Source organism: Pyrobaculum calidifontis JCM 11548, from assembly GCF_000015805.1.
Lineage (GTDB): Archaea > Thermoproteota > Thermoprotei > Thermoproteales > Thermoproteaceae > Pyrobaculum > Pyrobaculum calidifontis.
Genome location: NC_009073.1, coordinates 1,681,888 through 1,707,648, shown reverse-complemented (window position 1 = coordinate 1,707,648; position 25,761 = coordinate 1,681,888). Strand labels below are relative to the sequence as shown.

General features: G+C 56.0%; 36 protein-coding genes and 2 tRNA genes. 14 read left to right on the top strand and 24 right to left on the bottom strand.

The annotated features are described in order from the left end of the window. The first annotated feature begins 132 nt into the window (after positions 1-132). The 7 genes from PCAL_RS09770 to PCAL_RS09740 are packed head-to-tail and all read left to right on the top strand — an operon-like array spanning position 133 to position 7,426. Positions 133-2,130: a penicillin acylase family protein gene (locus PCAL_RS09770; protein ID WP_226951947.1), complete on the top strand. Its 1,998-nt coding sequence runs from the start codon at positions 133-135 to the stop codon at positions 2,128-2,130. Further along, positions 2,114-2,446, top strand: coding sequence for a hypothetical protein (locus PCAL_RS09765; protein WP_011850520.1), 333 nt, complete (start codon positions 2,114-2,116; stop codon positions 2,444-2,446). The genes PCAL_RS09770 and PCAL_RS09765 overlap by 17 nt, the downstream gene beginning before the upstream one ends. Before the next feature lie 14 nt (positions 2,447-2,460). Further along, positions 2,461-3,702, top strand: a complete 1,242-nt coding sequence (locus PCAL_RS09760) for a BMP family lipoprotein (RefSeq protein ID WP_011850519.1) — start codon at positions 2,461-2,463, stop codon at positions 3,700-3,702. After that, on the top strand, positions 3,703-5,136 hold the full coding sequence (locus PCAL_RS09755) for an ABC transporter ATP-binding protein (protein WP_011850518.1): 1,434 nt from the start codon (positions 3,703-3,705) through the stop codon (positions 5,134-5,136). After that, positions 5,133-6,125: an ABC transporter permease gene (locus PCAL_RS09750; RefSeq protein ID WP_011850517.1), complete on the top strand. Its 993-nt coding sequence runs from the start codon at positions 5,133-5,135 to the stop codon at positions 6,123-6,125. Before PCAL_RS09755 ends, PCAL_RS09750 begins: the two co-directional genes overlap by 4 nt. Further along, on the top strand, positions 6,122-7,021 hold the full coding sequence (locus PCAL_RS09745) for an ABC transporter permease (RefSeq protein WP_011850516.1): 900 nt from the start codon (positions 6,122-6,124) through the stop codon (positions 7,019-7,021). Before PCAL_RS09750 ends, PCAL_RS09745 begins: the two co-directional genes overlap by 4 nt. A gap of 21 nt (positions 7,022-7,042) precedes the next feature. Further along, positions 7,043-7,426 carry an Hsp20/alpha crystallin family protein gene (locus PCAL_RS09740; protein ID WP_011850515.1) on the top strand — a complete coding sequence of 128 codons (384 nt, stop codon included), beginning with the start codon at positions 7,043-7,045 and terminating at the stop codon, positions 7,424-7,426. Here the strand turns inward: PCAL_RS09740 and PCAL_RS09735 are convergent. The 15 genes from PCAL_RS09735 to PCAL_RS09665 form a co-directional block, all read right to left on the bottom strand. Continuing rightward, a complete protein-coding gene (locus PCAL_RS09735; RefSeq protein WP_011850514.1) occupies positions 7,416-7,844 on the bottom strand; it encodes a RecB-family nuclease in 429 nt (142 codons plus the stop codon). The genes PCAL_RS09740 and PCAL_RS09735 overlap by 11 nt on opposite strands. 40 nt (positions 7,845-7,884) lie before the next feature. After that, positions 7,885-8,121 carry a hypothetical protein gene (locus tag PCAL_RS09730; RefSeq protein ID WP_011850513.1) on the bottom strand — a complete coding sequence of 79 codons (237 nt, stop codon included), beginning with the start codon at positions 8,119-8,121 and terminating at the stop codon, positions 7,885-7,887. Then, a complete protein-coding gene (gene udp / locus PCAL_RS09725; RefSeq protein WP_011850512.1) occupies positions 8,093-8,878 on the bottom strand; it encodes a uridine phosphorylase in 786 nt (261 codons plus the stop codon). Before udp ends, PCAL_RS09730 begins: the two co-directional genes overlap by 29 nt. Before the next feature lie 2 nt (positions 8,879-8,880). After that, entirely contained in the window at positions 8,881-9,129 is a 249-nt protein-coding gene (locus PCAL_RS09720; protein WP_011850511.1) for a hypothetical protein, read from the bottom strand. Next, positions 9,126-10,058 carry a mevalonate kinase gene (gene mvk, locus PCAL_RS09715; protein ID WP_011850510.1) on the bottom strand — a complete coding sequence of 311 codons (933 nt, stop codon included), beginning with the start codon at positions 10,056-10,058 and terminating at the stop codon, positions 9,126-9,128. Before mvk ends, PCAL_RS09720 begins: the two co-directional genes overlap by 4 nt. Then, a complete protein-coding gene (locus PCAL_RS09710) occupies positions 10,058-11,092 on the bottom strand; it encodes a 50S ribosomal protein L10 (RefSeq protein WP_011850509.1) in 1,035 nt (344 codons plus the stop codon). The genes mvk and PCAL_RS09710 overlap by 1 nt, the downstream gene beginning before the upstream one ends. A 31-nt stretch (positions 11,093-11,123) precedes the next feature. Then, complete coding sequence (locus tag PCAL_RS09705) at positions 11,124-11,792, bottom strand: 50S ribosomal protein L1 (protein ID WP_011850508.1); 669 nt, start codon at positions 11,790-11,792, stop codon at positions 11,124-11,126. Then, complete coding sequence (locus PCAL_RS09700) at positions 11,789-12,289, bottom strand: 50S ribosomal protein L11 (protein WP_011850507.1); 501 nt, start codon at positions 12,287-12,289, stop codon at positions 11,789-11,791. Before PCAL_RS09700 ends, PCAL_RS09705 begins: the two co-directional genes overlap by 4 nt. Positions 12,290-12,322: 33 nt before the next feature. Beyond that, complete coding sequence (locus tag PCAL_RS09695) at positions 12,323-12,787, bottom strand: transcription elongation factor Spt5 (protein WP_011850506.1); 465 nt, start codon at positions 12,785-12,787, stop codon at positions 12,323-12,325. Beyond that, entirely contained in the window at positions 12,787-13,083 is a 297-nt protein-coding gene (locus tag PCAL_RS09690) for a preprotein translocase subunit SecE (RefSeq protein WP_011850505.1), read from the bottom strand. The genes PCAL_RS09695 and PCAL_RS09690 overlap by 1 nt, the downstream gene beginning before the upstream one ends. A 181-nt stretch (positions 13,084-13,264) precedes the next feature. Next, a complete protein-coding gene (ftsY, locus tag PCAL_RS09685; protein ID WP_011850504.1) occupies positions 13,265-14,182 on the bottom strand; it encodes a signal recognition particle-docking protein FtsY in 918 nt (305 codons plus the stop codon). Further along, the gene (gene pfdA / locus PCAL_RS09680; RefSeq protein WP_011850503.1) at positions 14,182-14,586 is read right to left on the bottom strand and encodes a prefoldin subunit alpha; all 405 of its coding nucleotides are present in this window, start codon (positions 14,584-14,586) and stop codon (positions 14,182-14,184) included. The genes ftsY and pfdA overlap by 1 nt, the downstream gene beginning before the upstream one ends. A 1-nt stretch (position 14,587) precedes the next feature. Beyond that, positions 14,588-14,824 (bottom strand): 50S ribosomal protein L18Ae, encoded by a 237-nt coding sequence (gene rpl18a / locus PCAL_RS09675; RefSeq protein WP_011850502.1) that lies wholly within the window; start codon positions 14,822-14,824, stop codon positions 14,588-14,590. Positions 14,825-15,043: 219 nt separating this feature from the next. Continuing rightward, the gene (locus PCAL_RS09670; protein WP_011850501.1) at positions 15,044-15,709 is read right to left on the bottom strand and encodes a translation initiation factor IF-6; all 666 of its coding nucleotides are present in this window, start codon (positions 15,707-15,709) and stop codon (positions 15,044-15,046) included. Continuing rightward, positions 15,706-15,981, bottom strand: coding sequence for a 50S ribosomal protein L31e (locus tag PCAL_RS09665; RefSeq protein ID WP_011850500.1), 276 nt, complete (start codon positions 15,979-15,981; stop codon positions 15,706-15,708). The genes PCAL_RS09670 and PCAL_RS09665 overlap by 4 nt, the downstream gene beginning before the upstream one ends. Positions 15,982-16,170: 189 nt before the next feature. On the opposite strand from PCAL_RS09665, the gene PCAL_RS09660 reads away from it, so the two are divergent. From PCAL_RS09660 to PCAL_RS09650, 3 genes are read left to right on the top strand one after another with little or no spacing between them, the layout of a single operon-like run. Further along, complete coding sequence (locus tag PCAL_RS09660; protein WP_011850499.1) at positions 16,171-16,956, top strand: radical SAM protein; 786 nt, start codon at positions 16,171-16,173, stop codon at positions 16,954-16,956. After that, the gene (locus PCAL_RS09655) at positions 16,953-17,711 is read left to right on the top strand and encodes an HhH-GDP family DNA glycosylase (protein ID WP_011850498.1); all 759 of its coding nucleotides are present in this window, start codon (positions 16,953-16,955) and stop codon (positions 17,709-17,711) included. Before PCAL_RS09660 ends, PCAL_RS09655 begins: the two co-directional genes overlap by 4 nt. Before the next feature lie 36 nt (positions 17,712-17,747). After that, on the top strand, positions 17,748-18,872 hold the full coding sequence (locus PCAL_RS09650; protein ID WP_011850497.1) for a tryptophan--tRNA ligase: 1,125 nt from the start codon (positions 17,748-17,750) through the stop codon (positions 18,870-18,872). Here the strand turns inward: PCAL_RS09650 and PCAL_RS09645 are convergent. From PCAL_RS09645 to PCAL_RS09635, 3 genes are all read right to left on the bottom strand, one after another. Next, positions 18,865-19,107, bottom strand: coding sequence for a TRAM domain-containing protein (locus tag PCAL_RS09645; RefSeq protein WP_011850496.1), 243 nt, complete (start codon positions 19,105-19,107; stop codon positions 18,865-18,867). The genes PCAL_RS09650 and PCAL_RS09645 overlap by 8 nt on opposite strands. A gap of 252 nt (positions 19,108-19,359) precedes the next feature. Beyond that, positions 19,360-19,452, bottom strand: a tRNA-Lys gene (locus PCAL_RS09640). A gap of 125 nt (positions 19,453-19,577) precedes the next feature. Next, positions 19,578-19,671 (bottom strand) — tRNA-Gly (locus PCAL_RS09635). A 95-nt stretch (positions 19,672-19,766) separates the two neighbouring features. On the opposite strand from PCAL_RS09635, the gene cc1 reads away from it, so the two are divergent. Both cc1 and PCAL_RS09625 read left to right on the top strand, forming a co-directional pair. After that, positions 19,767-19,940 (top strand): DNA-binding protein CC1, encoded by a 174-nt coding sequence (cc1, locus tag PCAL_RS09630; RefSeq protein WP_011850438.1) that lies wholly within the window; start codon positions 19,767-19,769, stop codon positions 19,938-19,940. Between the two features lie 25 nt (positions 19,941-19,965). Beyond that, positions 19,966-20,637, top strand: a complete 672-nt coding sequence (locus PCAL_RS09625; protein ID WP_011850495.1) for an MBL fold metallo-hydrolase — start codon at positions 19,966-19,968, stop codon at positions 20,635-20,637. On the opposite strand, the gene PCAL_RS09620 is transcribed toward PCAL_RS09625, so the two are convergent. Next, entirely contained in the window at positions 20,582-21,349 is a 768-nt protein-coding gene (locus tag PCAL_RS09620) for a hypothetical protein (protein ID WP_011850494.1), read from the bottom strand. The two genes, PCAL_RS09625 and PCAL_RS09620, sit on opposite strands and share 56 nt — an antisense overlap. Beyond that, positions 21,349-22,005 (bottom strand): DUF47 family protein, encoded by a 657-nt coding sequence (locus tag PCAL_RS09615; RefSeq protein WP_011850493.1) that lies wholly within the window; start codon positions 22,003-22,005, stop codon positions 21,349-21,351. The genes PCAL_RS09620 and PCAL_RS09615 overlap by 1 nt, the downstream gene beginning before the upstream one ends. Positions 22,006-22,040: 35 nt before the next feature. Here PCAL_RS09615 and PCAL_RS09610 point away from each other — a divergent pair, with 35 nt between their 5' ends. Both PCAL_RS09610 and PCAL_RS09605 read left to right on the top strand, forming a co-directional pair. Then, positions 22,041-22,232 (top strand): hypothetical protein, encoded by a 192-nt coding sequence (locus tag PCAL_RS09610; RefSeq protein WP_011850492.1) that lies wholly within the window; start codon positions 22,041-22,043, stop codon positions 22,230-22,232. Continuing rightward, positions 22,189-22,365 (top strand): zinc ribbon domain-containing protein, encoded by a 177-nt coding sequence (locus PCAL_RS09605; RefSeq protein WP_226951946.1) that lies wholly within the window; start codon positions 22,189-22,191, stop codon positions 22,363-22,365. The genes PCAL_RS09610 and PCAL_RS09605 overlap by 44 nt, the downstream gene beginning before the upstream one ends. 185 nt (positions 22,366-22,550) lie before the next feature. On the opposite strand, the gene amrS is transcribed toward PCAL_RS09605, so the two are convergent. The 4 genes from amrS to PCAL_RS09585 all read right to left on the bottom strand — a co-directional run bounded on the left by amrS (position 22,551) and on the right by PCAL_RS09585 (position 25,738). Beyond that, positions 22,551-23,645: an AmmeMemoRadiSam system radical SAM enzyme gene (gene amrS, locus PCAL_RS09600; protein WP_011850491.1), complete on the bottom strand. Its 1,095-nt coding sequence runs from the start codon at positions 23,643-23,645 to the stop codon at positions 22,551-22,553. Between the two features lie 301 nt (positions 23,646-23,946). Continuing rightward, positions 23,947-24,210, bottom strand: coding sequence for a hypothetical protein (locus PCAL_RS09595; protein ID WP_011850490.1), 264 nt, complete (start codon positions 24,208-24,210; stop codon positions 23,947-23,949). Continuing rightward, a complete protein-coding gene (locus tag PCAL_RS09590) occupies positions 24,211-24,636 on the bottom strand; it encodes a 30S ribosomal protein S11 (RefSeq protein ID WP_011850489.1) in 426 nt (141 codons plus the stop codon). It abuts the gene before it with no gap. Between the two features lie 19 nt (positions 24,637-24,655). Further along, a complete protein-coding gene (locus tag PCAL_RS09585; protein ID WP_011850488.1) occupies positions 24,656-25,738 on the bottom strand; it encodes an SPOUT family RNA methylase in 1,083 nt (360 codons plus the stop codon). Positions 25,739-25,761 lie beyond the last annotated feature (23 nt).

The following is a 25,761-nucleotide window of genomic DNA, read 5'->3' as shown; positions in this document are numbered from 1 at the left end:
CACACTTAAAAAGGATGTAGATTCTTGCTATTTATGAGAGTTATCATAGTTCTTGCACTTGTTTTTATTATTATCGCCACTATTTTTATTCCACCCTCTTATCTCAGGCTTGCAGACCCGTTTAACGGGCCTATGAAGGCTGTTGCAAGGCCGCCTCCCCCCGCCGCCTTAGAAAACTACGTACTAGTCATAAAGGCCGACAGTGAGAGAGAGGCGTTTTACAAACTGGGGTACGCCCACGCGTATTACCGATTTTTCCAAATGGACGTAATGAGGAGAGTTGCGGAGGGGAGGTTAGCCGAGTTGCTCGGACCAGCCGCCTTGGAAACCGACGTTTATTTCAGGAGCAGAGGCCTCTACATCTCTGCCGCCAAGACGTGGGAATACATAAAGGCCAACTACCCCGAGTATGCGTCCCTTGTGGAGGAGTATGTCCGCGGAGTAAACGACTTTCTTGCCACGAATCCTCCTATACTGGAGTACTTGATATTGGGCAAAAAACCTGAGCCCTGGAGACCAGAGGATACCTTTGCCATTAACAAGTTAATCGCGTGGTCTCTAAGCGGGGGAGAGGACGACTTAACTCTCAAGGCCTTGGTGGATAGGGCAGGGCCCTGGGTCTTAGAGGTGGCGTTGAAGAGGGAGGTTAATACGCCTATTCTGCCGCGGCGGGCGACATTCTCGCCTGTAATGCATATGTTAGGCGAGAGCAATAACTGGATTATTTCGCCTAATTTCACTCAGTCTGGGGCGCCGATACTGGCGAACGACCCCCATCTCTCACTGTCGGCGCCGCCTATTTGGATTTTTCAACGAGTTGAGGCGCCGGGCTACACTGTGATGGGCGTGGCGTTTCCCGGCACTCCTGTCGTAGTAATAGGCACAAACGGCTTTGTTGCATGGGGGTTTACAAACACAGGCGTCGACGTAATTGACTACTATTACTACGTGTGGAATGGGACAAAGTACTTGTACAACGGCGTTTGGCTCGAGGCTGGGAAGAGGGAGGAGGTGTTGAAGGCTTGCGACGCCGATGGAAGATGTAGTCAGAGGACTTTGGTAGTTCTCGAGACGGTGCATGGGCCTGTTATTGAGTACAATGGGGAAAGATACGCGATGAGGTGGCTCGGCAATAACGTAACTCTGGAGGCGCTTGCCCTATATCAAATGGGCAAGGCGAGGAATTTGACAGAGTTTTTAAACGCGCTTAAATACTTCGTAGTCCCCAGCCAGAACACCGTTTATGCAGACATACACGGCGTAGTGGCTTATTTTGCCAGCGGCTATTTCCCCATCAGAGATGGGGGTTATCTCCCGTTTAATGGGTCGAGGGGGGAGGGCGAGTGGCGGCGTCTTGTGTGGTTGCCTAGTGTTTTAAACTACGTAAACCCACCCTACTTGGCCACTGCCAACAACAAGGTGGCAGACGCCAATATATACCTCCAGTGGAGGTGGGCTGACCGCTACCGCCATGATAGAATTATGGAGTTGATAACCCAGAAGATAGTTGCAAAGGGCAAGGTATCTGTAGACGACATAAAAGAGATTCAGCTAGACACGGTCGACATCTCGTGTAGAGATGTGAAAGCCTTGCTGAGGGACTACGGCGGCACGAGTGCCAAAAAGTTGTTTGACGAGTTGAATAAATGGGACTGCGTAATGGCCGCGGACTCCGTTGCCGCGGCGAGATACGCCACGTTTGTTTACACGTTGCAGAAGTTGGCGTGGGGCAAGTACAACGTCTCTCTCACTTTTATGCCGTTTGAAGTAACTCTTGAGGCAATTAAGAGGGGGTATGTGGATAGAGGCGTCGTAGAGGAGGCCGCGGCCGAGGCGTTGAAAGTGGACAAGCCGTGGGGGTCTTTGCATACGTACGACATAGAGCACGTCTTAGGCGGCGTATTTCCGCAGTTGAACTACAGGCCGGTTGCTGCCCCGGGTAGTTGGTTTACGGTGAACGTGGCGCCGGACTTCCACGTATCGCATGGGCCTAGCGTAAGATTCATAGTGGACTTTAAGGAAGGCGTGTACATGATGTTGCCAGGGGGCCCAGATGGCGATCCCCTGAGCCCGTTGTATGACGCAATGTACATGCCGTGGGTGCGGGGCGAGTATGTTAAAGTGGGTTAAGTATATAGGGGTCGCTCTGCCGCTTCTCGGATTTGCCGTAGAGTCACATTGGGTGAATGTGGTGCTTTTGCCCTTCCTCGGCGGAGTTGTGTTTGGCCTATTTGCCACAAGACGTGACCTGCTCCTCTCCCCCATAGCCGTCCTGGCGCCTATAGCCGCGGTGTTGCTATACTACGCCGCAATTGACTTACCGCGGCTTATGCGCTTTATCTACCTCTTCCCCCTGTTTGTGCTCCTGTGGATAGTTTTTTGGGCCGTCTTCTTTACGCTTGGGGCATTGGCTGGACGTATACTGAGCCAAAAGATAAAAACTTAAGAAAAGTGTGACGTATGAACTCAAAACTTCTGGCCGCAATACTTGCCGTAGTTGTTGTAATTATCGCCGCGGTGCTACTGGCCTGGCCTCCGGCCCAAGCCCCCGCCACTACAACTAGCCCCGGCGCGCAGACCACCACCCAAGCGGCAAAGCAGTCTATCTATGTGATATACGACATAGGTGGGAGAGGCGACTTGTCTTTTAACGACATGGCGTATCTAGGCGCCTCTAAAGCCGCGAGAGACTTCGGGCTAGGGCTGAAGGAGGTTCAAAGCAAGACGCAGGACGACTATGTGCCAAATCTGAGGGCAGCCGCGCGCTCTGGCGACGCTGCGCTGATCGTCGCCGTCGGCTTTCTAATGACTGACGCGGTAAAGCAGGTGTCGCAGGAGTACCCCAACGCCAAGTTTGCCATAGTGGACGGCTATGTGCCAGACAGGCCTAACGTTGTATCTATCTTGTTTAGGGAGAATGAGGGCTCTGCGTTAGTGGGCGCTCTGGCGGCCTTGACGGCCTACTACTACAACTGCACAAAGGTCGGCATTGTGCTAGGCATGGAGATCCCAGTGTTGTGGAAATTTGAAATTGGGTACGCCTACGGCGTGAGGTGGGCCGAGCGTTATGTAAAGCAGAAGTTTGGGAAAGACATAAAGTTCGACATATACTACATATACACCGGCTCTTTCAACGACCCGGCGAAGGGCAAACAGGCGGCAGAGGTCATGCTTTCCCAAGGCGTCTGCGTAATTTACCAAGCCGCGGGCGCCACTGGCTTAGGAGTGTTTGAGGCCGTGGCAGAGGCTGGGAAGAGGGCTGGACGGACCATGGGCCCGCCTTTTGCGATAGGCGTCGACGCCGACCAAGACTACATCAAGCCCGGCTTCATTTTGGCGTCTATGATGAAGCGCGTAGATGTAGGCGTTTACAAGGCCGCGGAGATGGCCGCCAGGGGCACTTTTAAGGGCGGCGTCCTCGAGTTGGGCTTAAAGGACGGAGGCGTTGGCGTAAGCACCTTAGACGACTTGACTCAGTTCATAGAGATAGGGGTTAGAGCTGGCGCCGTGAGGCAAGAAGACGCGCAGAACATTGTAAACACTGTGAGAGCCATGAGGTCTCAGATACCGAGCTGGGTGTGGGAGGGCGTCGACGTGTTGAAACAGGACATAATATCTGGGCGGGAGAAGGTTCCGCTTCCAACTACCCAGGACGAGGTGAACGCGCTTAGGAGAGAGCTCGGCCTAGGCGCCGCTAAGTAAATGCACGTCTCGCTTAGGAATATTCACAAGGTTTTTTCAGATGGTACACACGCCTTGAGGGGGGTTTCTCTCGACATTAACCCCGGCGAAGTAGTGGCGTTGTTGGGGGAGAACGGCGCTGGGAAGACCACTCTTATGAAAATACTCTCAGGCGTCTACAGGCCCACCTCTGGAGAGATATACATAGACGGCAAGCCCGTGAAGTTCAAAAGCGCGCGCGAGGCGATGAGGTTCGGCATCGCCATGGTGCACCAACACCTGTCCCTTATCCCAGGGCTGACGGCATTGGAGAACGTGGCCCTCCTCAGCGGCGGCGGACTTTCTCCCATTTCGCAAGAGCTTAGGCAGAAAGTGGCCGCAATAGCCCAAGAGCTGGGCTTTGAGGTAGAGTGGGATAGAGACGTGGAAGAACTACCTCTGGGAGTTAGGCAGAGGGTGGAGATTGTCAAGGCGTTGTACTGGGGCGCCAAATTGCTCATATTGGACGAGCCGACTACCGTGCTTTCTCCGCCGGAGGTGAAGTCTCTTTTCCAAGTGGTAAAGCGGCTGAGGGAGGGAGGAAGGGCGGTGGTGTATATTACGCACAAGATTCCGGAGGTGTTAGAGGTCGCAGACAGAGTGGTGGTTCTCAGGAGGGGGCTTGTGGCCGGGGAGTTTAAGCCCCCGTACGACGTCGACAAATTGGTGGAGGCCATGGTTGGGCGGCGGGTGGCTGGAGGCGTGGAGAGAGTGGGGCAACCAGGCGAGGGGACGGTGCTCGAGGTGGAGGACTTGTGGGTGTACGAGGGTGGAAGGGCGGTGGTACAGGGGGTGAGCCTTAGAGTGCGGGAGAGGGAGATCTTGGCCATAGTGGGCGTCGAGGGGAACGGCCAAGAGCAGTTGGTGGAGGCTATAGTGGGCGTTAGGAGGGGCAGAGGCGTGGTTAAGATCCATGGGGGCTACGCCTACATACCCGACGACAGGCACAAGGCACTTCTGCTGGAAATGACGCTTATGGAAAACTCGATAGTGGGGATGGAGGATAGGTTTGCAAAGAGGTGGCTTATCTCGTGGAGGGACGTGGAGCAGTTTGCCTCCAAGCTGATAGAGGAATACAACATAGTCGCACCGGGGCCCCGCGCAGTGGTTAAACACTTGTCTGGGGGGAACCAACAGAAGCTTGTGGTAGGGCGGGAATTTAGTAGAAACGCCAAGTTGATAATTGCCCACCAGCCGACGCGCGGCCTAGATGTGGCTACCACAGAGTTTGTCCACGGCCTCATAGTGGAGGCGAGAAATAGGGGGGCCGGCGTGCTGCTTGTGACAAGCGACTTAGACGAGGCGTATAAACTCGCCGACACTATAGCTGTCATGTTCAAGGGGAAGATCGTGGCGCAGGGGCCCGTGGAGGAGATGGGGCTGGAATACGTTGGGCGCAAGATGGCGGGGCTATGAGAGCCGGCTTGGACATACCTCTGGCCGTTGCGGCGGCCTTCGTAGTAGGGGCGCTGGCCATGTGGGCCTCTGGCTACGACCCGGCGGCCTCCTACCGCTCCATGCTGTTGACGCCGCTCATGGACCACGTGTACCTGTTTTCCGCGCTGGCCTTCTCAGCCCCCATAGTGTTGACCGGCCTCACGTTTGCGGTTGGGCTAAGGGCGGGGCTCTTCAACATAGGGGCTGAGGGTCAGGTCTACATGGGCGCGCTGGGCGCCGTGTTGGCCGCGTACTTAGTGAAGGGGTGGGCCGCCCTCCCCCTCGCCCTGTTGGCAGGAATCTCGCTTGCGGTGGCTTGGGCGGTGGTTCCCGCCCTATTGAAATCCCTCAGGGGGGTTAACGAGGTTGTCAGCACGATTATGATGAACTGGATAGCCTACTGGCTATCGATAATGGCGGTATCCACGGTTTTTGCAAATCCCCTCCAGCCGGAGGAGTCGGTGAAGACGCCGCCTGAGGCGAGGCTGACTCCCCTAGTGCCTGGCACCGATTTAACGCTCGCAGTTCCCATAGCCTACGCCGTGGCGGCGCTGGTCTACGTTTTCCTCAAGTACTCTGTGTGGGGCTTCCGGATTTCTGTGAGTGGGCAAAACCCCCTCGCCGCCAAGTCGTATGGCATAAGCCCGGGGCGCACAATTTTCTACGCCTTCGCCGTCGGCGCAGCCGTGGCCGGCTTAGCTGGCGTATTGCAGGTGGTGGCGAGGCCGCCCTCGTATAGTCTAGCCCGGAACTTGGCCAACGTATATGGGCTAGGCTTCGATGGGATAACTGCGGCAATGCTGGGGAGGGGCCACCCCCTCGGCGTAGTGCTCGCGGGGATTTTCCTCGGCGTTTTGCAAGAGGGGGCTCGGCATATGCAAATTGAGGCTGGGACGCCCTTTGAGTTCGTGAGAATTATACAGGGCGTGATAATTCTATTCCTAGCCGTGAGAATTTTGAGGACATGACAGACCTCGCACTACTGTTGCTCTACCAGGCGCTCTTCGCCTCTGTGCCTATCCTCCTGGCGTCGCTGGGAGAGATACTGACCGAGCGCAGCGGCGTGGTCAACATAGGCCTCGAGGGGCTTATGTTGCTAGGCGCCTTCTTTGGGCCACTCACCGCCGACTTCTTGAAATACCGCCTAGGCCTCTCGCTTCCAGACCCCTTGTGGCCCTTGGTGGCTCTGTTGGCCTCTGCGCTTGTGGGAGCCGTAGTTGGGGCGCTACATGGGTACATATCTACGTATCTCGCAGGGGATCAAATTATCAGCGGCATAGCCATAAACCTCTTTGGAGCAGGCGCCGTGGCGTACGGCATACAATCGTATTGGGGGGTAGCGGGCTATAAACAGGTGCCAGATTTTGTAAAAACAGATCCCACTGCCATTGCGGCGTTTGCCCTTGCCCTTGCCGCATTTATGTGGTTTCTCCTATTTAAGACCAGGCTTGGCATTGTGATAAGGGCGTGCGGCGAAGACCCCGAGGCTGCCTTTAACATGGGTGTGGACGTGGACAAGGTGAGGCTCTTTGCCACAATTGCGGGCGCAGTTCTAGCCGCCTTAGCCGGCGCATATTTGAGCATCGCATATCTCTCAGTTGTAACTAAGGAGGTTTCGGCTGGGAGGGGCTTTATAGCGCTTGCCAATGTGGTATTTGCAAACTGGAACCCCGCCCTAGCCGTTGCCGGCGCCTTTATCTTCGGCTTCTTTGACTCCTTGTCCTACTGGCTACAGACGCTGGGCGTGGCGCGGTACGAGTTGACGAGGATTATTCCATACGTGGCCACTTTGCTAATAGTCGCCGGCGCGATAGGCAGGGCTAGGCCGCCCAGGGCGGTGGGGAAGGCCTTCAGAAAAGAATAAAATACACGCCCATTTACTACCATGGACGAGTTTAGGAAGGCAATGGAAGAGCTTGCGAAGTCTATTCAGAAGATTGTAGAATCTGCAACAAAGGAGGCCACTAAGGCGGTCCAGTCGGTGGCTGGAGAGGGGAGAGAGTACCGCATAAGAGAAGAGGGCGAGGAGTTGATAGTCGAAATAGACATGCCCGGCCTCGAGGCGCAGGATATCTCGCTTACAATTTCAAAGGACGGCGCCTATATAAGAGCCGAGGGGGCGAGGGGCGATAGAAAGTACGCCAAGTACATCCGCCTCCCAGTCAGAATTGACCCCTCAAGTGCCTCCGCCGTATACAGAAACGGCGTATTGTACATAACTGCGAAAAAGGTCAAAGAGGAGGAGATAAGAGTACCTGTCAGAGGCTGAGCAACTTGTATAGGGCCACTGCGAGTTGGCCAAGCGAGCCAATGTCTCTATTCACCGCGTGGCTTAGGACAGCCCCGGGGGGCAACTCCCTCGGCGAAAACGAGAGATCTGCCCCGTGGACCAACAACAAAACCCTCCCCTCCACTTTTTCCACAGGCCTCGTGTCTTTGTCCGGCCTAGTTAGGGCAAAAACGACGTCGGGCTTCACAACCTCCACCACGTCGCCTATGTCGTTGAAGACCAAGACCTCCCCGCCCATTTTAAAGGCTAGTTTAAACAAATCGCCTATCTGCTGAGCCGCTGCTCCAAATACCTTGGCTAACACCAGCCGCTTGACTCCAAAGCCGTAGGCGATTTTGGCAAATTCCAACATCTTCGAGGCTGAGTTTATGTTGTAGACGCCTACTACGACTTCCACGGCGGGGAAAAGATGGGCTCTTTTAAATAATACGCGCCGGCTACTTGGCCCTAGCCGCTATGCAGAGCCTCTCCTCGTTACATTCGACGAAGAAGGGGACTCCGCCGAGTATGAGCAATCCCCTCTTAAACTCGCCCAGGTCGTCGCTTAGCTCATAGCGCATCCCGCAGATTTCTAGCTCTCTGCCTGCCTTAAACGTGAGGACGTCTGCGCACGGCTGTAGCTCCTCGACTTTTATAATTGCTACGTCACGTACCTGCACCACTTTTATTATCATGCTCCGCCAATATCTTAACCGCCTCGTTGGCCACCTTTATTGCGTCCTCAACCCCCACCTCTGGCTGAAATTCGTCGGTCTCTCTGTTGGCTATGGCCGCGTAGACTCCGCCGGCCCGCGCCCCATAGATAGAGGCAAGGGTAAAAATTGTGGCAGACTCCATTTCAAAGGACAGCACCCTGAGGCTTCTCAAAGTCTCTATAAGCCCCCTCGCCCAAGGCGGCATGAAGCCCCGGAACCCTGGCCTCTCTTGTCCAACGTAGAAGGAGTCGGTGGAGGCCACAATGCCCACGTGGTGTCTCACGCCGAGTCCCTCCGCCGCGTCGACGAGGGCCTTTACCACTTGCCAGTGGGCAACTGCGGGGTACTCAGGAGGCGCATACCAGCGGCTTGCCCCCTCCCACCTGACGGCGGCGGTGCCGATTATCAAGTCGCCCAGCTTTATCTCCCTCTTAAGCGCGCCGGTGGTCCCCACTCTTATGAGCGTATCAGCGCCTGCGTAAAGGAGCTCCTCTACCGCAATGGCGGTGGAGCCAGACCCTATGCCCGTGGAGGTGGCCGCTATCCTAACCCCCTTGTATATGCCCACCCACGTCGTAAACTCTCTGTTGCGCGCCACTTCTCTAGCCTCCTGCCAGTGTTTTGCAATAAGTGGGACGCGGCCGGGGTCCCCTGGCAGGAGGACGTAGCGCGGGACGTCGCCGGGGCCTATCAACAAGTGGTACGCCTTGTGCCCTATCTGCGGCCTTTGTGCCATGGCTACCCGGCAGTCCCCGTTTTTAAGCGTAGCGCTCTTACTAGGTTTATGAAAGAAAGTGCGCTTGACAGGGCGTTCAATGCCGTAAATACCGCATCGCCAATCAGTGCGGCGTAGATCGTGAGCGAGACGCTTCCGAGGAAGTAGAGTATTGTCAAATCTAGAGGCGGCGGGGGGCTTCTCCTCAAGATGTTCACGGCCCACGCCGCCGCTATTAATACAAGGCCCAGAAAGCCGAATAGCTGGATCATGCCCCGCCTCTGTATATGGAGACCTTGTAATACGCGTAGTTCATAGCCGTGAGAATTTTCTCAACGGCGTCTCCGTCTCTGGGCAGTATCAACACGGCGCCTCCTCTCCCAGCCCCGCTGATTTTACCCCCGTATACAAACGGCCTCAGTATCTCCAACGCCTGCACCACTCGGCTGTCTACCACGCCCAGGGCGCCAAGGAGCCAGTTGTTTATTTCCATAAGCTCTCCCACACAAGCCAGGTCTCCCGCCACGAGGCATTTGTGAGCCTCCTCAACCACTTCGCCGATTGCCTCAACCACGGCCTTAAGAGAGGGGCGGCGCTGCAACTTCGCCCTTACGTCTGCCACAATTTCGCCGGTAGTCCCCCTCCTCGGCAACAACAAGACGTAAAACTGGGGCAACTCGGCGCCTATTTGCTCGGCTCTGAAGGGGCTTGGCCAAATTTTTAAAAGGCCCCCCATGGCCGACACGGCGGTGTCCATGGGAGACGCGATGCCTTGAACCTTCAACTCAACGCTGTGGCCCAGCCTCGCAAGCTCCTCGGGACTAGGCCTTGCGCCGACGCACTGAGAATATGCCTTGAGCAACGCCACAGACACTGCAGCCGACGTGGCCAGCCCCACGCTGGGGGGAAAGTCGCTCTTGATCTTAAACGTCGCCCTCAAGTCCCCCCACCGCTCTCTCGCCACCTCCAGAGCCGCGTCGACGTAGGCAAAGAAGCGGCCTACGCCGACGCCCTCCACTCTGCCCCTCTCCGGGTAGTACACGGCCTCTGAGAGGGGGGCCACAGTCTCCACACGCAACTCGCCCCCTTCCTCACACTCGACATAGACCCCCTTATCTATGGCGGCGGCTATTGCCGGCTTGCCATACACCACCGCGTGCTCGCCAAAAAACTTGACGACACAGGGGGCAAATACCTTCATTAAAAGAGTGCGCCCAGAGAGCCGGCGATTTCCTCCTCGCTTGGGCCCTCTTTCTTCTCCTCAGCCTCCCCTCCCGCGGCGGGCTGTTGTTCAACTTGCTGCGGCTGGGCGGCTGGCTGCGGCGCCACTGCGACAGAGAGCCCGAGCTCCGGCGCCTTTGGCGCTACGGCGGCGGCCAGGGCGTTGGCCTCGGCAACGGCTCTGCTTAACAGCGCTGGGAGAGTCTCCTTGGTCACTACGCCGAGCTTGACAGCCAGGGCGAGGGCTCTCGCATGCGCCGCTGGTATAACCACTTGGAGCACTTCCCTCGTCGGATACACCACGTTGAGGGCCAAGTTTCTCGCGTAGGTGGCCGCCGCCTCTATCAGCTCTCTGTACTGCTTCACGTCGATTATGAGCTCCTCTATTGGGACAAAGCGTTTGCCCTTCCACAGCACTCCGATGAGGCGGAGCGACTCGAATATGGGCTCTATCCCCACTACTCTCAACACTTCGGCCATCTCGGGTGTAATCTCCTGCCCTGCCTTAGCCACCACTGTGTCTTTTGCAATCCAGATCTTGCCCTCTTGTACCCTAGTGGGTATCTTCAACTTGCCGAACTTGGAGATTATGGGGCCTGGCGATGCGTTAGTGGGGCCTGCGGGTATGACGATGTCGAAGGGCGCCTTGTCCCCCGGCCTGGCGGCTCTTCTAACCGCGTATTTGGCAACTAGTTTAACAACCTCTGCGGGGTTGTGATTTGTGAAAAAGAAGCCCACCTCGCCGCGGACTTTTTCAGCTATTTCAACCGGCACCCCGCCGTAGACCTTGGCGTATGCTATCTTGAACAGAGTCGGCTTAATTATCTTGACGGCGCCGTAGGGCCTGAGCTTGTACCTATACTCGCCGAGTATTCTGGCGGAAAGGCCGTGGAGGTCAAAGAGAAATACATACTGGTACTTCTGCAACAGCTCAGTGGCCTCTTGTACAATTCTGACCTTACGCGGCGGGTAGCTCTTCTCTCTGACATACTGCCTCTTGCCAATGGCGAGCATCAGGGATGGGGGATGGGGGATTTATATAATTTCAACGCGCTAAAACCTCAGCCGGCTTAATTCGCACAGGCGGCGACATGGTCTTCTTGATGTATATGTCTCTGAGGTACTGGCGTAGCGGGAACTTCCTATTTAGCTCCTCGAGCACTGCGAGTATGTTTGTCAAGATCTCCTCAGGCTTCTGCCCTTCTGCGCCAACTCTCACCTTTATCACTGGCTCATTCCTCAGCCTCACGCGCACAACTCTCCTCAGCCTCTCTACCACGGTTTTAACGTCGACGTTCGGCGGCACGACCTCGGGCATCTTCCCCCTTGGGCCAAAGATTGGGCCTATCACTCTGCCTAACAGCGGCATTAAGTCGGGAGGAGCTATAAAGAAGTCGTACTGCTTAGCCAACTTCCTAATGGCCCTCTTGTTTCCAGCCAGGCCCTCCACCTCCTGCCTCGTAATAACGGCGTCAACTCCCGCGTTCTTGGCCTGAGTCTCAAAGGCGCCATGGGCAAACGCGGCAATCTTATTGAGCTTAGGCGGGTGGGGCAACTCCACCAGGAGGTTGATACGATTCTCGGGCTTGCTCAAGTCGATGCCTCGAAGCACCACTATTAGCTCGACGCTCTGCCTAAACCGCCTCTTTTTCCCAGACTTGAGAGCCTCGTCAATCTTTTTCAACAAGGCCTCCCTTTGAACTACGGCGCTCATTGCGACCACTGAGATTCAAACTTTTTAAGTACTTCGTCGTATTTGCCCTCGTCGACTGCCTTAAGGACTTCGTCGGCCCTCTTCCCATCTACAAGAATGCCCATGCTCTTACACGTACTCAACAGCTGCTTAACAGCAGACTTGAGAGACTTAGACTTCAACTCGTCCCTCTTGAGCACCGCTATTTCGACAATTTTCTCAAACGGCAGATCGCCCAGCGTCTCCTTGGCAGAGTCGTGCGCGCCTGTGTCTTTCCCCAAGAGCTTTAGGAAGAGGTCTCCTATTGGCGGCAGATACACCTTCACCTCGTAGCCATCCGGCGAAACCTCCAGCTCCACCTTCTGCACTGGGTACTTCCCATATGCCTTCAACTTCTCCTGAACCTCCTGCACCACCTTGTTGGGGTCTAGCCCTGCCTGTTTAAGAGCGTCTTGGAACTGGGGATTAACAGCCACCTTTCCTCCCTGAAGCGGCACGACGATAACGCGCTTAGACATCGACCAGGCGAAGAGGCGAGTATTAAAATTTACCTATTGTTGCCCCGCCTTTTTTACGAGCTTCACCTCCGTGATCTTCAAGTCGAGCGGCATGGGGAAGGCGCTGTCTAGGAGCTCGACGCGTACAATGCCCTTTTCTCTGTCGACAAAGGTCACCCTGGCCCTACTGCCCTTTAATACGTCGGCGGTTATCTCAACTTCGTCGTTGACGTCGATCTCGACGGTCGGCTTGGGAGGCTTGAGTACCCTCATCACCTCCTCCACGTTTGTTATACCGCGCATAACCCCTTTTACGTGCTTCACTCCATACACCGCGCGGCTGACAACCGGCAAAGACTCTCCCTCAATGAACAACACGCCGAACGACTCGGGGGGTACCACAATGGCGTAAATTGGCAATTTGCCAGACTCCACCCGCATCTTCAACAGCATCACGATGTTGTACTCCTGCCTCGAGACGACGCTTACTGTGAAAACAGGGCACCTCTCAGACGACATTACCTCAACTTAGCCAACAAGTAAAGCATTGCGGCAAAGACCACAATCAGAGACGTCAATATAGCTATACTCTCTCTCACTGGGTCAAGCGGGGCAAGCCACTGCCCATACACGGCGCCACGGATATAGACACTCGCCACGTGAAACACGAGCTGAAAGGCCCCCGCCACGAACACCAAAAGCAAGAGGAAGCGCGCAGTGAGTTTAAACTCCTCGTCGTCGGGACGCGCCGCTGTGGAAATAACCCACCTAATGTCTCTAATCAAGTTGGCAATCTTCTCCTCAAGAGACGACACACATGAGCAATGCCACCACTATTTAAACTTAGACCCAGCTTCCCCTCACAGAGGTCCACCTGTCCACTCCCCATTATCTCGATAAATTCCACTCTCACTCAACCTAGTTATATATGGTGCCACAGCTTTCATAAGACCGATGTAGGGATCTTCTCCAGAGGACTAAGGCGACAAAGAGGGCCTACTCCACCAACTGCTTCACGTAGTCCAGCTTGACGAATTTTACAAGGTCTTTGTAGCTTTGTCCAACACCGAGGAAATACACTGGCCGCTTCAGAGTATACATAAAGGTGAGAATAGAGCCGCCCTTGGGGTATGCGTCGACCTTCGTCGCAATCATCCCGTCTATTCTGACGTATTTCGAGTAGTAGCGCGCAATCTCTAGCGCCTCGTTCCCCAGCTGCGCGTCAAAGACAAAGATGGAGAAGTGCGGCTCCGCCACCCGTTGAATCTTCCGAAGCTCCTCCATCAAGTTGGCATCGGTATGCATTCTCCCCGCCGTGTCGATGAGGACGAAGTGGTGGCCCCTAGACCTGGCGTGTTGCACGGCGTCGAAGGCCACCGAGGCTGGATCAGCCCCATATGGCCCCCCGATGACCTTGAACCCAACCCGCCTCCCATGCTCCTCTAACTGCTCCCTAGCGCCCGCCCTGAAAGTGTCGGCCGCGGCCCCCACGACGGTGTACCCCCTCTCCATTAGGTGGTATGCAAGCTTGGCGAGAGTGGTCGTCTTGCCGTACCCATTCGGCCCTAGGAACATTACCACCACCGGCCTGGCCCTATCCAGAAGCTTGCCCCCCTCCTCGTAGAAGTCGACGTCGGGGACGTCGGAGAGGATCTGTAGAACAGAATCCACCACCGCCCGCTTCACTGCGCCCTCTTTATCCCCAAACCGAGGCACCTTCAGGCCGACTAGCCTCCTCTTGAGCTCCTCCACAAGGGCGTCGGCCACCTCCACCGCCACGTCGCTCTCCACAAGCTCAAGGTAGAGATCTGTCACAAACTCCTCAACCTCCTTCTCCCCCAACGTGTCCTCCGTAACCGCAGATACAACCGCGTTTACAAATTTAGAAAACGTCCTCTTAAGCCTATCAAACATTACCTAAGCCCCAGCCTCTCCAGCACCTGGCGTATCTGAAGCGCCCTCTCAGTGAGCTTCTCAATGTTTTCCTCAAGAGAGGTCTTCACCTTGGAGTACTCCTCAAGCCTCTCTTTGACAATTCTCTCAGCGTTCTCCAAGTCGAGGAAGGCGTAGTACCCGGCGCCCAGCGGCGTAAGCACCTCCCGCCCCTCGAAAACGCCCCCCACGAAGATTCCGGCCCCTATATGCACGAGCCGCTCGCCGCCCTCGCTCTTCAAAAGCCTCACACCGTCAAGCGCGGTGCTCAGCTCCTCAACCAGCTCAGACACAGTGGCGTGCTGAGCCTGCAGACTCGCCAACAGATCATTCAACAACTGGTACTCCTCCAAGAGCCGCTGAATATCCTGCCTAGAGAGAGACATGCTAGTACCTCACCACCTTCTCCAACACCATCAACATCTTGGCCTCATTAGACTTAGCAGACGACGGCTCCACCACAGACACCTCCCTAATCCTAATCTGCGTCCTCTTAAGCTTATGCCTACTGCCGAGAACAGAGTAGACCTTCTCCAACGCGTCGTAAGGCCTCTCACCCACGACCTCTACGACAAACTTCATCCCAGTGGAAGTGTCCCCAACTACTCTATAAATCTTAGGCATGTGGCCCAATATGCCGAACCTTAATAAATTTTCGTCGACGGATGAAGAGCCAAACAGCCCGGCGGAAGAGAGATGTCAACCTTCTTCTCTAGATAGTCATAGCTACACACAGCGTGATGAGAGTGGTGTATTGCCGCATAATGTTAGCAAGGGTTCAGAAGGTGGAAGGCAAACTACGGCGGCCAGATATACGGACTAGATAAAGGAGACAACCGTGGCCTAGCCAAGTACTTGAGTAATCCTCATCAGTTCAGGGCCAGCCGTCTCGTCGCCCACAAGGGCCCCGTAGTCGTTGACCACAAGCCCCCCTCTCAGGAAGCTCTTGCCCTTGTTCACTGTGCCTACGTCTACCTTGACCTTGAAGTAGTCGGCCAGCTTCTTCAGGTCGTCGTCTGTGGCCTCGGGGGCCACTAACAAGCCACGGGAGTTGACGACTGCGAGTGACCCCACCAGCGGATTTCCTGCTATTGTGTCTACCACCACCTCGACTCCGAGCACGTCGGACACGGTCTTACGCGCCTGAGGCTCCAGGAGGGGGGACACCAGAGCCGCCCTGTTGTTTGCAAGCACGAGGTTGGACACCGCTGTGTACTTCGTGGCCACGATGCCCACGTTTAGCCCAAGGGACTTAAAGAGCTTGACCTCTTCCTCGAGGGCCAGCGGGGAGAGGAGGACTCCGTTGTCGTTTACTACGGTGAATATGCCAAGGAGGGGCGACTTGGCTATGGTGAACTTGGCCACCGTTGTGCGGAGGGTGTTGCGCACCAAATCGTCTATTTTCTCGGGGGTGTCAGGCGGCACAAAGGTGACGGTATTGTTAGTGGCTAGGAATACTCCGACGGACGACGAGCCGAACAGCCTGGCGGGGGAGATGTCGAACTTCACTGTTTCAACTCCACGCGGACAGTTCCGTCGTCTAGCTTTTCTACCACAACATGTACTCTCCTGGGGGGTTTCTCAATGCTACGGGCCCAGAGAGCCTCGTTGAGCGCCTGGCCTAGCTTGACGGCCTTGGGCTCCACTTTTAGGTGGCGTGCAACAAACCGCCTTATGAGGCCCACGGCGTACTTAGCCCTCTTGGTTCTCGACACCTCGCGAGTCCTCCTCAGGTTTATTACATACTCCCTCGTCAAGACTACCTTCTTTTCCTCAGACACGGGCTGGAAAAAGTGGCTGATTATAAATTTAGCCCCACAGCAACTCCGGCTTTTTCTTTCCCTCCACCTCCTTTACTCCTCCCTCTTTTCTTACCTTAAACACGTATATATCATTAACCTATATTTTAGCTTTTCCTTGTATATTTTTCAAGCAAAGTAAATAATTTAAGGCCTACGGCAGTATCTAACGTGGGCGGGAGCGGCAGACCGCATATTGATCCCGAGAGGTTGCTACAGCTTGTGCTCACATACGCAGTAAAGAGTGTGGGGGGCAAGGTGTATAGGTTGTACAAGAGGTTCAGGGCTGACAGGTGGTACGGCGGCATAGCCACCGCCGATGTCGTCGGGTGCAATCTGCGCTGCGGCATGTGCTGGGCGTGGCGCAACACCTCTTTTGTGCTCAGCGGCGGCGTGTGGATGGCGCCGGAGGAGGTGGCGGCGCGGCTTGACGAAATTGCAAAAGCCCGCGGGTTTAGGCAGGTGAGGATCTCGGGAGGGGAGCCCCTGATAGCGCCTAGGCACCTCCTAGAGGTGGCGGACTTACTGTCCAAGTACATCTTCATAGTGGAGACCAACGGCATACTCGTGGACAGGGAGCTGGCTAGGGAGCTCGCCGCGAGGCCGCACTTGGCTGTGCGCGTCTCTATAAAGGGCGCGACGCTTGAGGAGTTTGAGGAGATAACGCTGGCGCCGCCCTCCTACTTCTACAAACAGCTGGAGGCCATACGCGTGTTGGTGGAAAGCGGGATGGAGCCGTGCCGCGACGTCTACCCGGCGGCCATGCTGGGGTTCTCCACAGACGCCGCTGTGAAGAGGCTGGAGGAGGCCCTCGCCGAGATAGACCCGCGCCTGCCCAACTGCATCGACGTGGAGTACGTAATACTTTACCCACACGTGGTGAAGCTTATGAAGGCCAGGGGCCTCAAGCCGACCCGCGCCGTGACGCCGGACGGCGTGCCGGCTTTCATGATATGAACTGCCTAGACCTCACCCTCTACCCCAGCCTAGTCCTCGCCCTACTTGACGGCAATTATGTGAAAAAATTCGGCGTGAAAAAGGGCGTCTGGGCGGGCGACGATATATACATGTCGGGCCGCTGGTATTCGCCTTGGCGCTATGTAAACGAGGTGGATAGGGCTGCGGCCGACTACATACAGCCCCTCTTGGAGGAGTACGGAGACTGCGTAGGCATATCCACATCCCCCGGGGACGAGGACCTGCTCTTCGTAGTGGCCTTCCTAACCCAGAACACTAACTACCACGTGAACGTGCTGAGGTGGGCCAACGCGCTGTTTTCAAAGAGCGAGGACATCCGCGCCGCGGCGGCGAATGCCCCCAAAGTGGGGAGAAGCTACCAGTTGGCCAAGCTCCCAGATGCGGTGGCAGACTACATACGCCTGGGAAAGCCCAAGGATAGGCCCACTCTGCTAAAAATCAAGGGGGTAGGCCCCAAAGTCGCCGACCTCTACCTCCTCTACACGGGGGACGCAACAGCCGCCCCAGTGGATAAACACTTCACGAGAATAGCGCCGAGGCTTGGCCTCAAGGGGGAGCCGCCGCGCGCCGAGTATTGCAGGCGTTATGAATGCGGCAACTGCCCCCTGGCGGACAGATGCCTACGGTACAGAGCCTACGCGGCCTTCGGCAGATTGGCGGGGTGGGTGCAGACGATGAGCTACTTAATCGACAAGGGGCTGGCCGCCCCGACACGCGGCGCCCCGAGGCGTTGATCTTTTTATACCCCTGGCTTAGGTGCCTCCAATGGGGTGGACGAGGAGTTTGTAGTAACTCCGTGGGAGGTCAGGGGGAGGGTGGACTACCAGAAGCTGATGCAGCAGTTTGGCGCAAGGCCGCTCACCCAGGCCGAGGTGTCGCTCCTTGAAAAATACGCCGGCGAGGTGCACCCGCTCATTAGGAGAGGCTTCTTCTACGCGCATAGGGACTTAGACGCCATCCTCAAGTGGCACGGCGAGGGCAAGCCGTGGGCCCTCTACACGGGGCGAGGCCCAAGCGGCCCCGTCCACATAGGCCACATGGTGCCTTGGATACTCCTAAAGTGGCTCTCCGACAAATTTGGCGTAGAGGTCTACTTCCAAATGACAGACGACGAGAAGTTCTACGACGACCCCGAGATGCGGCTGGAGGAGGCCACCAAGTGGGCCTATGAAAACGCCCTCGACGTAATTGCCCTCGGCTTTACCCCAGACAAGCTACACCTCATAATAGACACCAAGGACATAAAGCCGCTCTACCCCATAGCCGCCAAAGTGGCGAAAAAGCTCACGTGGAACACTGTCAAGGCCACCTTCGGCTTCACAGACTCTACAAACATAGGCCTAATCTTCTACCCCTCGCTCCAGATAGCAGTAGCCTTCCTCCCCACCGAGCTACACGGAAGGCCAACCCCCGTGCTGATCCCATGCGCCATAGACCAAGACCCCTACTTTAGGCTGGCACGCGACATCGCAGAGAGCCTCGGCTATCCCAAGCCCGCCACCCTCTACTCCAAGTTCATCATGGCGCTCACAGGCGAGAGCAAGATGTCGGCGTCAAACCCCAACTCGGCCATTTACACGATAGACGACGAGAAGACCATACGCCGCAAGATAGCGAACGCCTACACCGGGGGGAGGCCAACAGCGGAGGAACAGAGAAGGCTCGGAGGCAACCCTGACGTCTGCCCCGTATACCACTACCACATGCTCTTCGACCCTGACGACGCCTCTGTGGAGAAGATATACCACTCCTGCAAATCGGGAGCCCTCCTGTGCGGAGAGTGTAAACAGATGCTGTACGAGAAAATCCGCAAATTTGTAAAACAGCACCAAGAGGCGAGAGAAAAGGCAAGAGACAAAGTAGACGCCTACCGCCTCAGCTCAAAGCTCAGCTGACTATTTTTGCAACCGCGTAAGTGTCGCCCACTCTCTCTATCTGAACCCTTACGTGCTGCCCTGGCTCAGCCCCAGGGACAAAGACAATGAAGCCCTCCACCTTAGCCACGCCATCTCCCCTACGCGACTTCTCCACGATGTCCACCTCCAACACGTCGCCTTCCTTAACCGGTTTTGGACCCGGCGGGCTGCGCCGCCTACGCGGCGCGCCGCCACCTCTACCTCTTCGTTCCATTGGCCCTAAGGAAGATGGGTATATAAACCTTTGCACAAAGCGAGACGGTGATTTAAGCCGGCAAAACTGACCACTGATGAATGCCGTGGCCGTACATGATACAGACTCTATGACAAACACTGATAGCGCTTAAGAAGGAGCTAATAGTTGAAATGCTTGTGCAAATATCAAGGCCAACGTGAACTCAACCAGCGTAGTAGAGCTGCTAGCCATTAGAAAAGCCACAACAAGCATTGTAGATGAAAAGCAAAGTGGCGGGCCCGGTGGGATTCGTAGGCGGCTTTGCCTGAACCCACGACCTACGGGTTAAGAGCCCGCCGCTCTACCAGGCTGAGCTACGGGCCCTGTGCGTCTCTAAACCCGTTGTTTAAAAGTTTAGCGCCCCGCTAGTGCGCTTCCTACATCGCCTATTCCCAATGCGTCGCCTTGGAGAATGGGGTGTAGCATGTTGAAGTAGAGGAAACCGGGCATGCGGCGGCCGGGATTTGAACCCGGGATCAACGGCTTGGCAGGCGTGTGGGGGCTGCGCCCTCGCCATCCTAAACCAGGCTAGACTACCGCCGCTGGGAGCTTCACACTTGTCTGTTTTAAAAAATTATCGGCCTTGGGACTCGTTATTTTAACCGTTTTTTATAAATGGGGACACGTTTCGTAGGGCCATGTCGAAGAAGCAGAAGTTGAAGTTCTACGACATAAAAGCGAAGCAGGCGTTTGAGACGGATCAGTATGAGGTGGTGGAGAAGCAGACTGCTCGTGGGCCAATGATGTTTGCAGTGGCCAAGTCCCCATACACCGGCATCAAAGTATACCGCCTACTAGGCAAGAAAAAGTAAAAACCCCAAAACCCACCTTTTTTCCATGCCTTTTAAGTTTGGGAATCTCGAGATATCTTGGCTTGGCCATGATGGGTTTAGGATTGTGGGGGGCGGCGTAGTTGTGTATATTGACCCGTTTCAGCTACAGGTGGGGGAGCCCAAGGCGGACTTTATCCTCGTCACGCATGAGCATTTTGACCACTGTGACCCGCCTTCTATTCAGCGCGTCTTGAAGCCTTCTACGAGGGTGGTGGCGCCGCGGGTGGCTAAGGCCTGTGTGAGTAAGGCCGCTCAGAACGTGGTAGAGATTTCGCCGGGGGCGTCTATCGACTTGGGTCCGCTGAGGGTGACCGCCTACCCCGCCTACAACATAAACAAGTTTAGAGACCCGGCGCGTGGCGTCGTGTTTCACCCTAGGGAGGATGGGAGAGTGGCGTATCTCATTGAGTGGGGCGGCGTGAGGATTTTCCACGCCGGGGATAGCGACTTTGTGCCAGAGTTTAGAGACGTGAAGGCCGACGTTGTGTTAGTTCCAGTTTCTGGGGTTTATGTAATGACGGCGCGAGAGGCCGCCGAGTTTATAAATACAATAAGGCCGAGGGTGGCAATTCCCATGCACTACGGCGCCATTGTTGGGTCGAGGAGAGACGCAGAGGAGTTCAAGTCGCTTGTGGGGCCTGGAGTTGAAGTAGTTGTCTTAGAGCGGGAAATATAGCCGCGGCCACCACCGCCACTGCAATGGAGAGGTAGGCTTTTACAAATTTCTCAACTTTTATTACCCTTATCCTGTGCCTCAGCGATGTGACTAGTAGGGCGGAGTATGCCACTAGGGTGAACGAGATGGGAATTCCCAGCGCCGTCCCCAGCGCCGCGGCTGTCGCCGCGGCGAGGTTCACCGAATTTGCCACCTTGCTCCTCAGCGCCGCTAGGTCTAAGACCCAGCGGGAGTAGCTGAGGCCTAGGTAAGTCCCCGCAGCCGCCGCAACTGCCGTCAGTGCGTAGTTTTCTGCGAATAGGGCTAGGTTGTTGTAGCCGAAGGCGTACATAACTGCGAACAGCGTCAGTAGCGTCGTATATCTGCCGCCCACGGCCTCGTAGGCGTAGGCGGAGAGGGCGACTGCGGGGGAGAGCAACCAGAACAGCGCAGCGTCTAGGCTTGGCCTGTGGATTGCGTAGGTGACGACTGCGACCGGGAGACTTATCTTCGCCGCCGTCAGCGCAACGTACAGCGCCGATATGTAGAAAAACTCCGCGGTGCCTATCTTCAGCGGTTGTAGGTTGCTCGTGGCCATTCCCAACATCTGGCCTGCCAAGGCTATGGCGAAGGACCTCCGGGGCCCGGCCCCCGAGCCCCAGGCGGTGGGGCCGAGCAACACAAGCGAGTTGTTGTAGGCTAGTAGGAAGGCAAGTACCGCGGGGTATATCATTAGGCCGAGGACACCACTGTGACGAGGTGGTACGCCGCGTCTTGTATATTGTCTGCTATCCTATCCGCGGTGAATACCAATGTGACTAAGTGGTTGAACTCGACGGCGGTTAGCTCGAGGCCGTATATTTTGTCTAACACGTCCTCTTTTATCTCGTCGATTTCCTCCTCGAGCGAGCTTACTATTCTGGCATAGTGCTTCACCTCTTCGACCTTCCCGGCGCTTAACATCTTTTGGAAGTACTCCAACATCGACTTTATCAAGTTGAATATCTCTCTGACCTCGTTTGCAACTATGGCGTATACGCTCTCCTTTTGCCACAGGTGGAAGCCCCTCCTTATCTCCTTCACGGCGAAGTAGATTAAGTCTAAGACGTTGTCCACGTTGTCAAGGAGAATTAAGACGAGGTTTGTCACTGTGGGGACGACTGCCCCCTGCGTCACCTCGTCCACCAAGCCTCTGATGATCTCGTCGCCTTCTCTCTCCAGCGCAGTGATTTTTCTCATGGCCTCGTCCACGTCGCTCTTAGCCGTGGCCCGCGCGGAGAGCAACTGGAGGAGGACCTCAAGCGACTGGCGTGACAGCTCTAGGTGCGAGGCTATTTTTGCCTTGACGTCCTCCACTCCACTGGTGAATATCCTCTTGATACGTTGCACACAGCTAATTTGCGCCCCCTTATTTATCCCTTTCCATGGGCGATGCCTTAGTGGCCCTGTTGCTCCTCACCATTGTGGTAGGAGGCATGGCGGCCAGGCCCCTCTACCCCCATCTGCCCACCTGGAGCATAATGTCGCTAGCCGCCTTTGTGGCAATAGTCCTCGGCCCAGTCTCCATCGACGATGTGCCCCAAATGCGGCGGGAAGATGGAAGAAGTAGGGCATAGGCGGATGAGGTGCACGGTCTGCGGCTTCGAAGCCGGAAGAGACGTCGTCGCCGTGTTAAACATCGAAAGGAGGGCCCGCGAGGTGTTGGGTAACCCCGCTTTTTCCCCACTGGCGATCTTAACGCCGAGCTAATCTTATAAACACCCTCGTTCATTCTCACATGCGTTGTCGCCCGGGGGATCGCCCCCGGGCATTCGACATGGGGGGAACTCCGGCCTCCCCGACCGCCCCCCAAATGACGGATGAAACCCCGACCAATGGGGGGAACCAATGACCCGCCCACGGGGGAACCCAGGGCGGCGAGGAGGTCGGATCCCTTAAGCCCGTTTCACATACCGCGCGAAGGCGTTTATGGGGACGTAGACAAACCTAAACTCGTCTCTCCACGTGGGCATGATCTTCCCCCTGATGGGTATCTTGGCGCCGCAGAACTTGCACCTATACTCCCCGCCCCTCTCGACGAGGTTTATCTCAAGGATGTCGAACCCCCTCCTCTTGATCACCACGTTTCCACACTCGGGGCAGTAGGTGTGCTCGTACTTGTGGCCGGGGACGTTCCCCACGTAAGCAAAGCGGGCCCCCTCCTCCTTGGCCACCTCCACGTGTTTCTCCAAGGTCTCCACCGGCGTGGGCGGGAGGTTCATCATCTTGTAGTCTGGGTGGAAGCGGAGGAAGTGTATGGGGACGTCGGGGCCTAGGATGTCTATGACTCTCCTCACGAGTCTCCTCGCCTTTTCTAAGTCGTCGCCGACGCGGGGCACCACGAGGTCTGTGACCTCTACCCAAATCCCATGCCGCTTCATCTCTGCCAACGTCTCGAATATCGGCTCGGCGTCTGGGACATAGACGTAGCGCCTTAGGAACTTCTCGTCAGCATTCCCCTTGAAGTCCACAGTGGCCGCGTCTAGGAACTCGCTTGCGTATTTCACAGCCTCGGGGGTCATATACCCATTTGTCACAAAGGTGTTGAAAAGGCCCCTAGACCTGGCCAATACTCCTACGTCGTGGGCAAACTCGATGAAGATTGTGGGCTCGTTGTACGTGTACGTTATGCCGTGCGCCCCGTAGCTCTCGGCCAATTTGACAAGGAGCTCAGGCGTTACCTCAAACCCCTCGGCCTTCCTCCTCTGGCTAATCTCAAAATTTTGACAGTACTGGCACGCCCAGTTGCAGCCGAATGTTGAAAACGAAAGGACAAGGGCGCCTGGGTAGAAGTGGGTGAGTGGCTTTTTCTCGATCGGATCCACCGCTATGGCCGAAATTAAGCCGTAGACGTCGAGCCGCAGCTTGCCTCCTCTGACGCTCCTCACGCCACAGAAGCCGGTCTGGCCCTCCCTCAGCCTACACCGCCTAGCACAAGCTGTACACTCTATACGGCCGTCGGGCAACGCCTTGCTCAACACAGCCTCCACAGAAGAGCCACGTCTCCCAGTAAAAAGCTTTTAGCGGGACAGCTTAGTGAGAAGAGAAGTGATGAGGGTAGTAGAACGATAGGTGAAGAGGCTGAGCTACGCTGATAAACAAGGCCCTTTTTGCACCAAGTGCGTTAACACTAGGGTAGGTGTTCTACGTATGGTTCATTCAACACACCGAGGTCAGCATTTCCGGCGCCGGCCATTGAAAGCCACAAATGCCTACTCATCACCGACAGCCACTGCTCCCGTCTTTATAAAGTATGTACCACTTCAGGAGGTGAGCAGGCTTGTGGCGTAGTTATTCAACGGACACTACCTCGTATGTTGCACACTTCTCTAGGGCTACGGCGTCTGCTGGCTCGGCGCCGTGGTAGTGTCTCACGGGGAAGTCCATGTTGTTGTCTGCCACGGCCTTGACTATGGGGAAGGCGTCTGTGGGCTTGGGACATTTGGTGAGTATTATGAGCTTTCGCGCCTTTATACGCGCCTCTCTCAAGAGCTTGACCCCGTCTACCCCCTTACAGTTTTCAAAGACGGCGATTAGGCAGTCCTTCTTTTCCATTTACACTCTTCTGCCTTTGCGGCCGCTGGGGGGCCTAATAGTGTCGTGCGGTATGGGGGTGACGTCCTCTATTCTGCCTATCACTAAGCCGGAGCGAGCCAAGGCGCGTATTGCGGCGGAGGCGCCGGGGCCGGGCACCTTCATGCCGTAGCCCCCGGGGCCTCTTACCTTTATGTGCACTGCGTTGATCCCCCTGGCGAGGGCTAGTTGCGCCGCCTTGTACGCCGCCTGCATGGCGGCCCAGGGCGACGGCTTGTCTTTGTCTGCGCGTACCACCATGCCTCCGCTTACCCGCGCCACCGTCTCGGCGCCTGTGAGGTCTGTAATTGTGATAATGGTGTTGTTTGACGACGAGTATATCCACGCTATGCCCCACCTGAGCTTTTGTTGTTGCTGTGGCTGTTGCGGTGTCTCTGCCGTGGACATCGTGGATGGGTTCAACGACCTATTTATGTTTTACCCGCTTTCCCGCATATCTCGGCAGGGCGCCTGCCTCCTCCAGGGCCGTGGTAAAGGCTATCATTAGGGAGGGGATTACGAAGTCTGTGGCTATGGTTACCTCGGGTATTAGGTCTACCACCACGTCGGCGAATCGGTATATGCCGGGGGGTATGCCCTCTCTGGCGCCTATTAAGACGTTTACTCTCTCACGGGCGAAGAGCTGGGCTAGCCTCTCTTTCACCGCTGTTACATAGTCGCCTTTGGGGTCTGTGACTATCAGCGGCTCGCCCGCCCTGCTTCTCACGTATTGGTAGAGCTCGTAGACAGATATGGGGACCTTGTGAACAGGCCTCCCGTAGCTCCTCGTCTGTATTTGGTATCTACTCTCGACGCCGGCCTCCACGGCCTCGAGGAAGACGCGTAGCGTCCTCGCGGGGATCTGCTTGTGCAAAAGGATCGCCAGCTCTGCCACTTCAAAGGTCTGGGCCGCTCTTCCGATTCTCTCGCCCATCTTTTTCACCGCCTCGTCGTCACCCTCGTACACCATTTGCCCAATGGCAACTTTCCTCAGGGCGTTGAGCGTCAGGGGCTTGTCTCTGCGCAACTTTCTGTACTCTCTAGTGGCTGGCACGCACACTGCGGCTACGTCTTGAAATATTTCCACGTATAGAGGCTTCGCCGGTTCCTCTAGGTCGACCTCGGCCCCCGTGGCCTCCTTGACCGCGGCGCCCACTCTTACATTTACGTCAATTGACGTAAAGGGGTGCGTACCCCTCCTGGTGGTCCTAATGGCGAAGGTGTCGCCAGGCGAGATATACCGCTTGGCCACTTCCACAGCCGCCTTCTCAATCTCGGCGATGTCCGCCTTGACAACTTCCTCTACCACGAGAATTCTGTCCGCCTCGAGCACCTTTTCGGCTATTAGCTCGGCGATTTTCCACTTCCCCTCGCCGAGGCCTTTTACGACCACTATGCCTAAGTACCCGCTCGGCGCTGGCAACACCTCAGCACCCTCGCCTACCAGCTCTTTTATGTATGACGCCGCCAGTTTCTCAAATCCTCTCCTTGTCTTAATTATTAGGTCCACGGCCTAAGTAACTATTATAAATA

Coding starts and splice junctions, on each gene's coding strand:
- PCAL_RS09770 (WP_226951947.1), top strand. CDS start 133: ATGAAGGCTGTTGCAAGGCCGCCTCCCCCCGCCGCCTTAGAAAACTAC.
- PCAL_RS09765 (WP_011850520.1), top strand. CDS start 2,114: ATGTTAAAGTGGGTTAAGTATATAGGGGTCGCTCTGCCGCTTCTCGGA.
- PCAL_RS09760 (WP_011850519.1), top strand. CDS start 2,461: ATGAACTCAAAACTTCTGGCCGCAATACTTGCCGTAGTTGTTGTAATT.
- PCAL_RS09755 (WP_011850518.1), top strand. CDS start 3,703: ATGCACGTCTCGCTTAGGAATATTCACAAGGTTTTTTCAGATGGTACA.
- PCAL_RS09750 (WP_011850517.1), top strand. CDS start 5,133: ATGAGAGCCGGCTTGGACATACCTCTGGCCGTTGCGGCGGCCTTCGTA.
- PCAL_RS09745 (WP_011850516.1), top strand. CDS start 6,122: ATGACAGACCTCGCACTACTGTTGCTCTACCAGGCGCTCTTCGCCTCT.
- PCAL_RS09740 (WP_011850515.1), top strand. CDS start 7,043: ATGGACGAGTTTAGGAAGGCAATGGAAGAGCTTGCGAAGTCTATTCAG.
- PCAL_RS09730 (WP_011850513.1), bottom strand. CDS start 8,121: ATGATAATAAAAGTGGTGCAGGTACGTGACGTAGCAATTATAAAAGTC.
- udp (WP_011850512.1), bottom strand. CDS start 8,878: ATGGCACAAAGGCCGCAGATAGGGCACAAGGCGTACCACTTGTTGATA.
- PCAL_RS09720 (WP_011850511.1), bottom strand. CDS start 9,129: ATGATCCAGCTATTCGGCTTTCTGGGCCTTGTATTAATAGCGGCGGCG.
- mvk (WP_011850510.1), bottom strand. CDS start 10,058: ATGAAGGTATTTGCCCCCTGTGTCGTCAAGTTTTTTGGCGAGCACGCG.
- PCAL_RS09710 (WP_011850509.1), bottom strand. CDS start 11,092: ATGCTCGCCATTGGCAAGAGGCAGTATGTCAGAGAGAAGAGCTACCCG.
- PCAL_RS09705 (WP_011850508.1), bottom strand. CDS start 11,792: ATGAGCGCCGTAGTTCAAAGGGAGGCCTTGTTGAAAAAGATTGACGAG.
- PCAL_RS09700 (WP_011850507.1), bottom strand. CDS start 12,289: ATGTCTAAGCGCGTTATCGTCGTGCCGCTTCAGGGAGGAAAGGTGGCT.
- PCAL_RS09695 (WP_011850506.1), bottom strand. CDS start 12,787: ATGTCGTCTGAGAGGTGCCCTGTTTTCACAGTAAGCGTCGTCTCGAGG.
- ftsY (WP_011850504.1), bottom strand. CDS start 14,182: ATGTTTGATAGGCTTAAGAGGACGTTTTCTAAATTTGTAAACGCGGTT.
- pfdA (WP_011850503.1), bottom strand. CDS start 14,586: ATGTCTCTCTCTAGGCAGGATATTCAGCGGCTCTTGGAGGAGTACCAG.
- rpl18a (WP_011850502.1), bottom strand. CDS start 14,824: ATGCCTAAGATTTATAGAGTAGTTGGGGACACTTCCACTGGGATGAAG.
- PCAL_RS09655 (WP_011850498.1), top strand. CDS start 16,953: ATGAACTGCCTAGACCTCACCCTCTACCCCAGCCTAGTCCTCGCCCTA.
- PCAL_RS09645 (WP_011850496.1), bottom strand. CDS start 19,107: ATGGAACGAAGAGGTAGAGGTGGCGGCGCGCCGCGTAGGCGGCGCAGC.
- cc1 (WP_011850438.1), top strand. CDS start 19,767: ATGTCGAAGAAGCAGAAGTTGAAGTTCTACGACATAAAAGCGAAGCAG.
- PCAL_RS09625 (WP_011850495.1), top strand. CDS start 19,966: ATGCCTTTTAAGTTTGGGAATCTCGAGATATCTTGGCTTGGCCATGAT.
- PCAL_RS09620 (WP_011850494.1), bottom strand. CDS start 21,349: ATGATATACCCCGCGGTACTTGCCTTCCTACTAGCCTACAACAACTCG.
- PCAL_RS09610 (WP_011850492.1), top strand. CDS start 22,041: ATGGGCGATGCCTTAGTGGCCCTGTTGCTCCTCACCATTGTGGTAGGA.
- PCAL_RS09605 (WP_226951946.1), top strand. CDS start 22,189: ATGTGCCCCAAATGCGGCGGGAAGATGGAAGAAGTAGGGCATAGGCGG.
- PCAL_RS09595 (WP_011850490.1), bottom strand. CDS start 24,210: ATGGAAAAGAAGGACTGCCTAATCGCCGTCTTTGAAAACTGTAAGGGG.
- PCAL_RS09590 (WP_011850489.1), bottom strand. CDS start 24,636: ATGTCCACGGCAGAGACACCGCAACAGCCACAGCAACAACAAAAGCTC.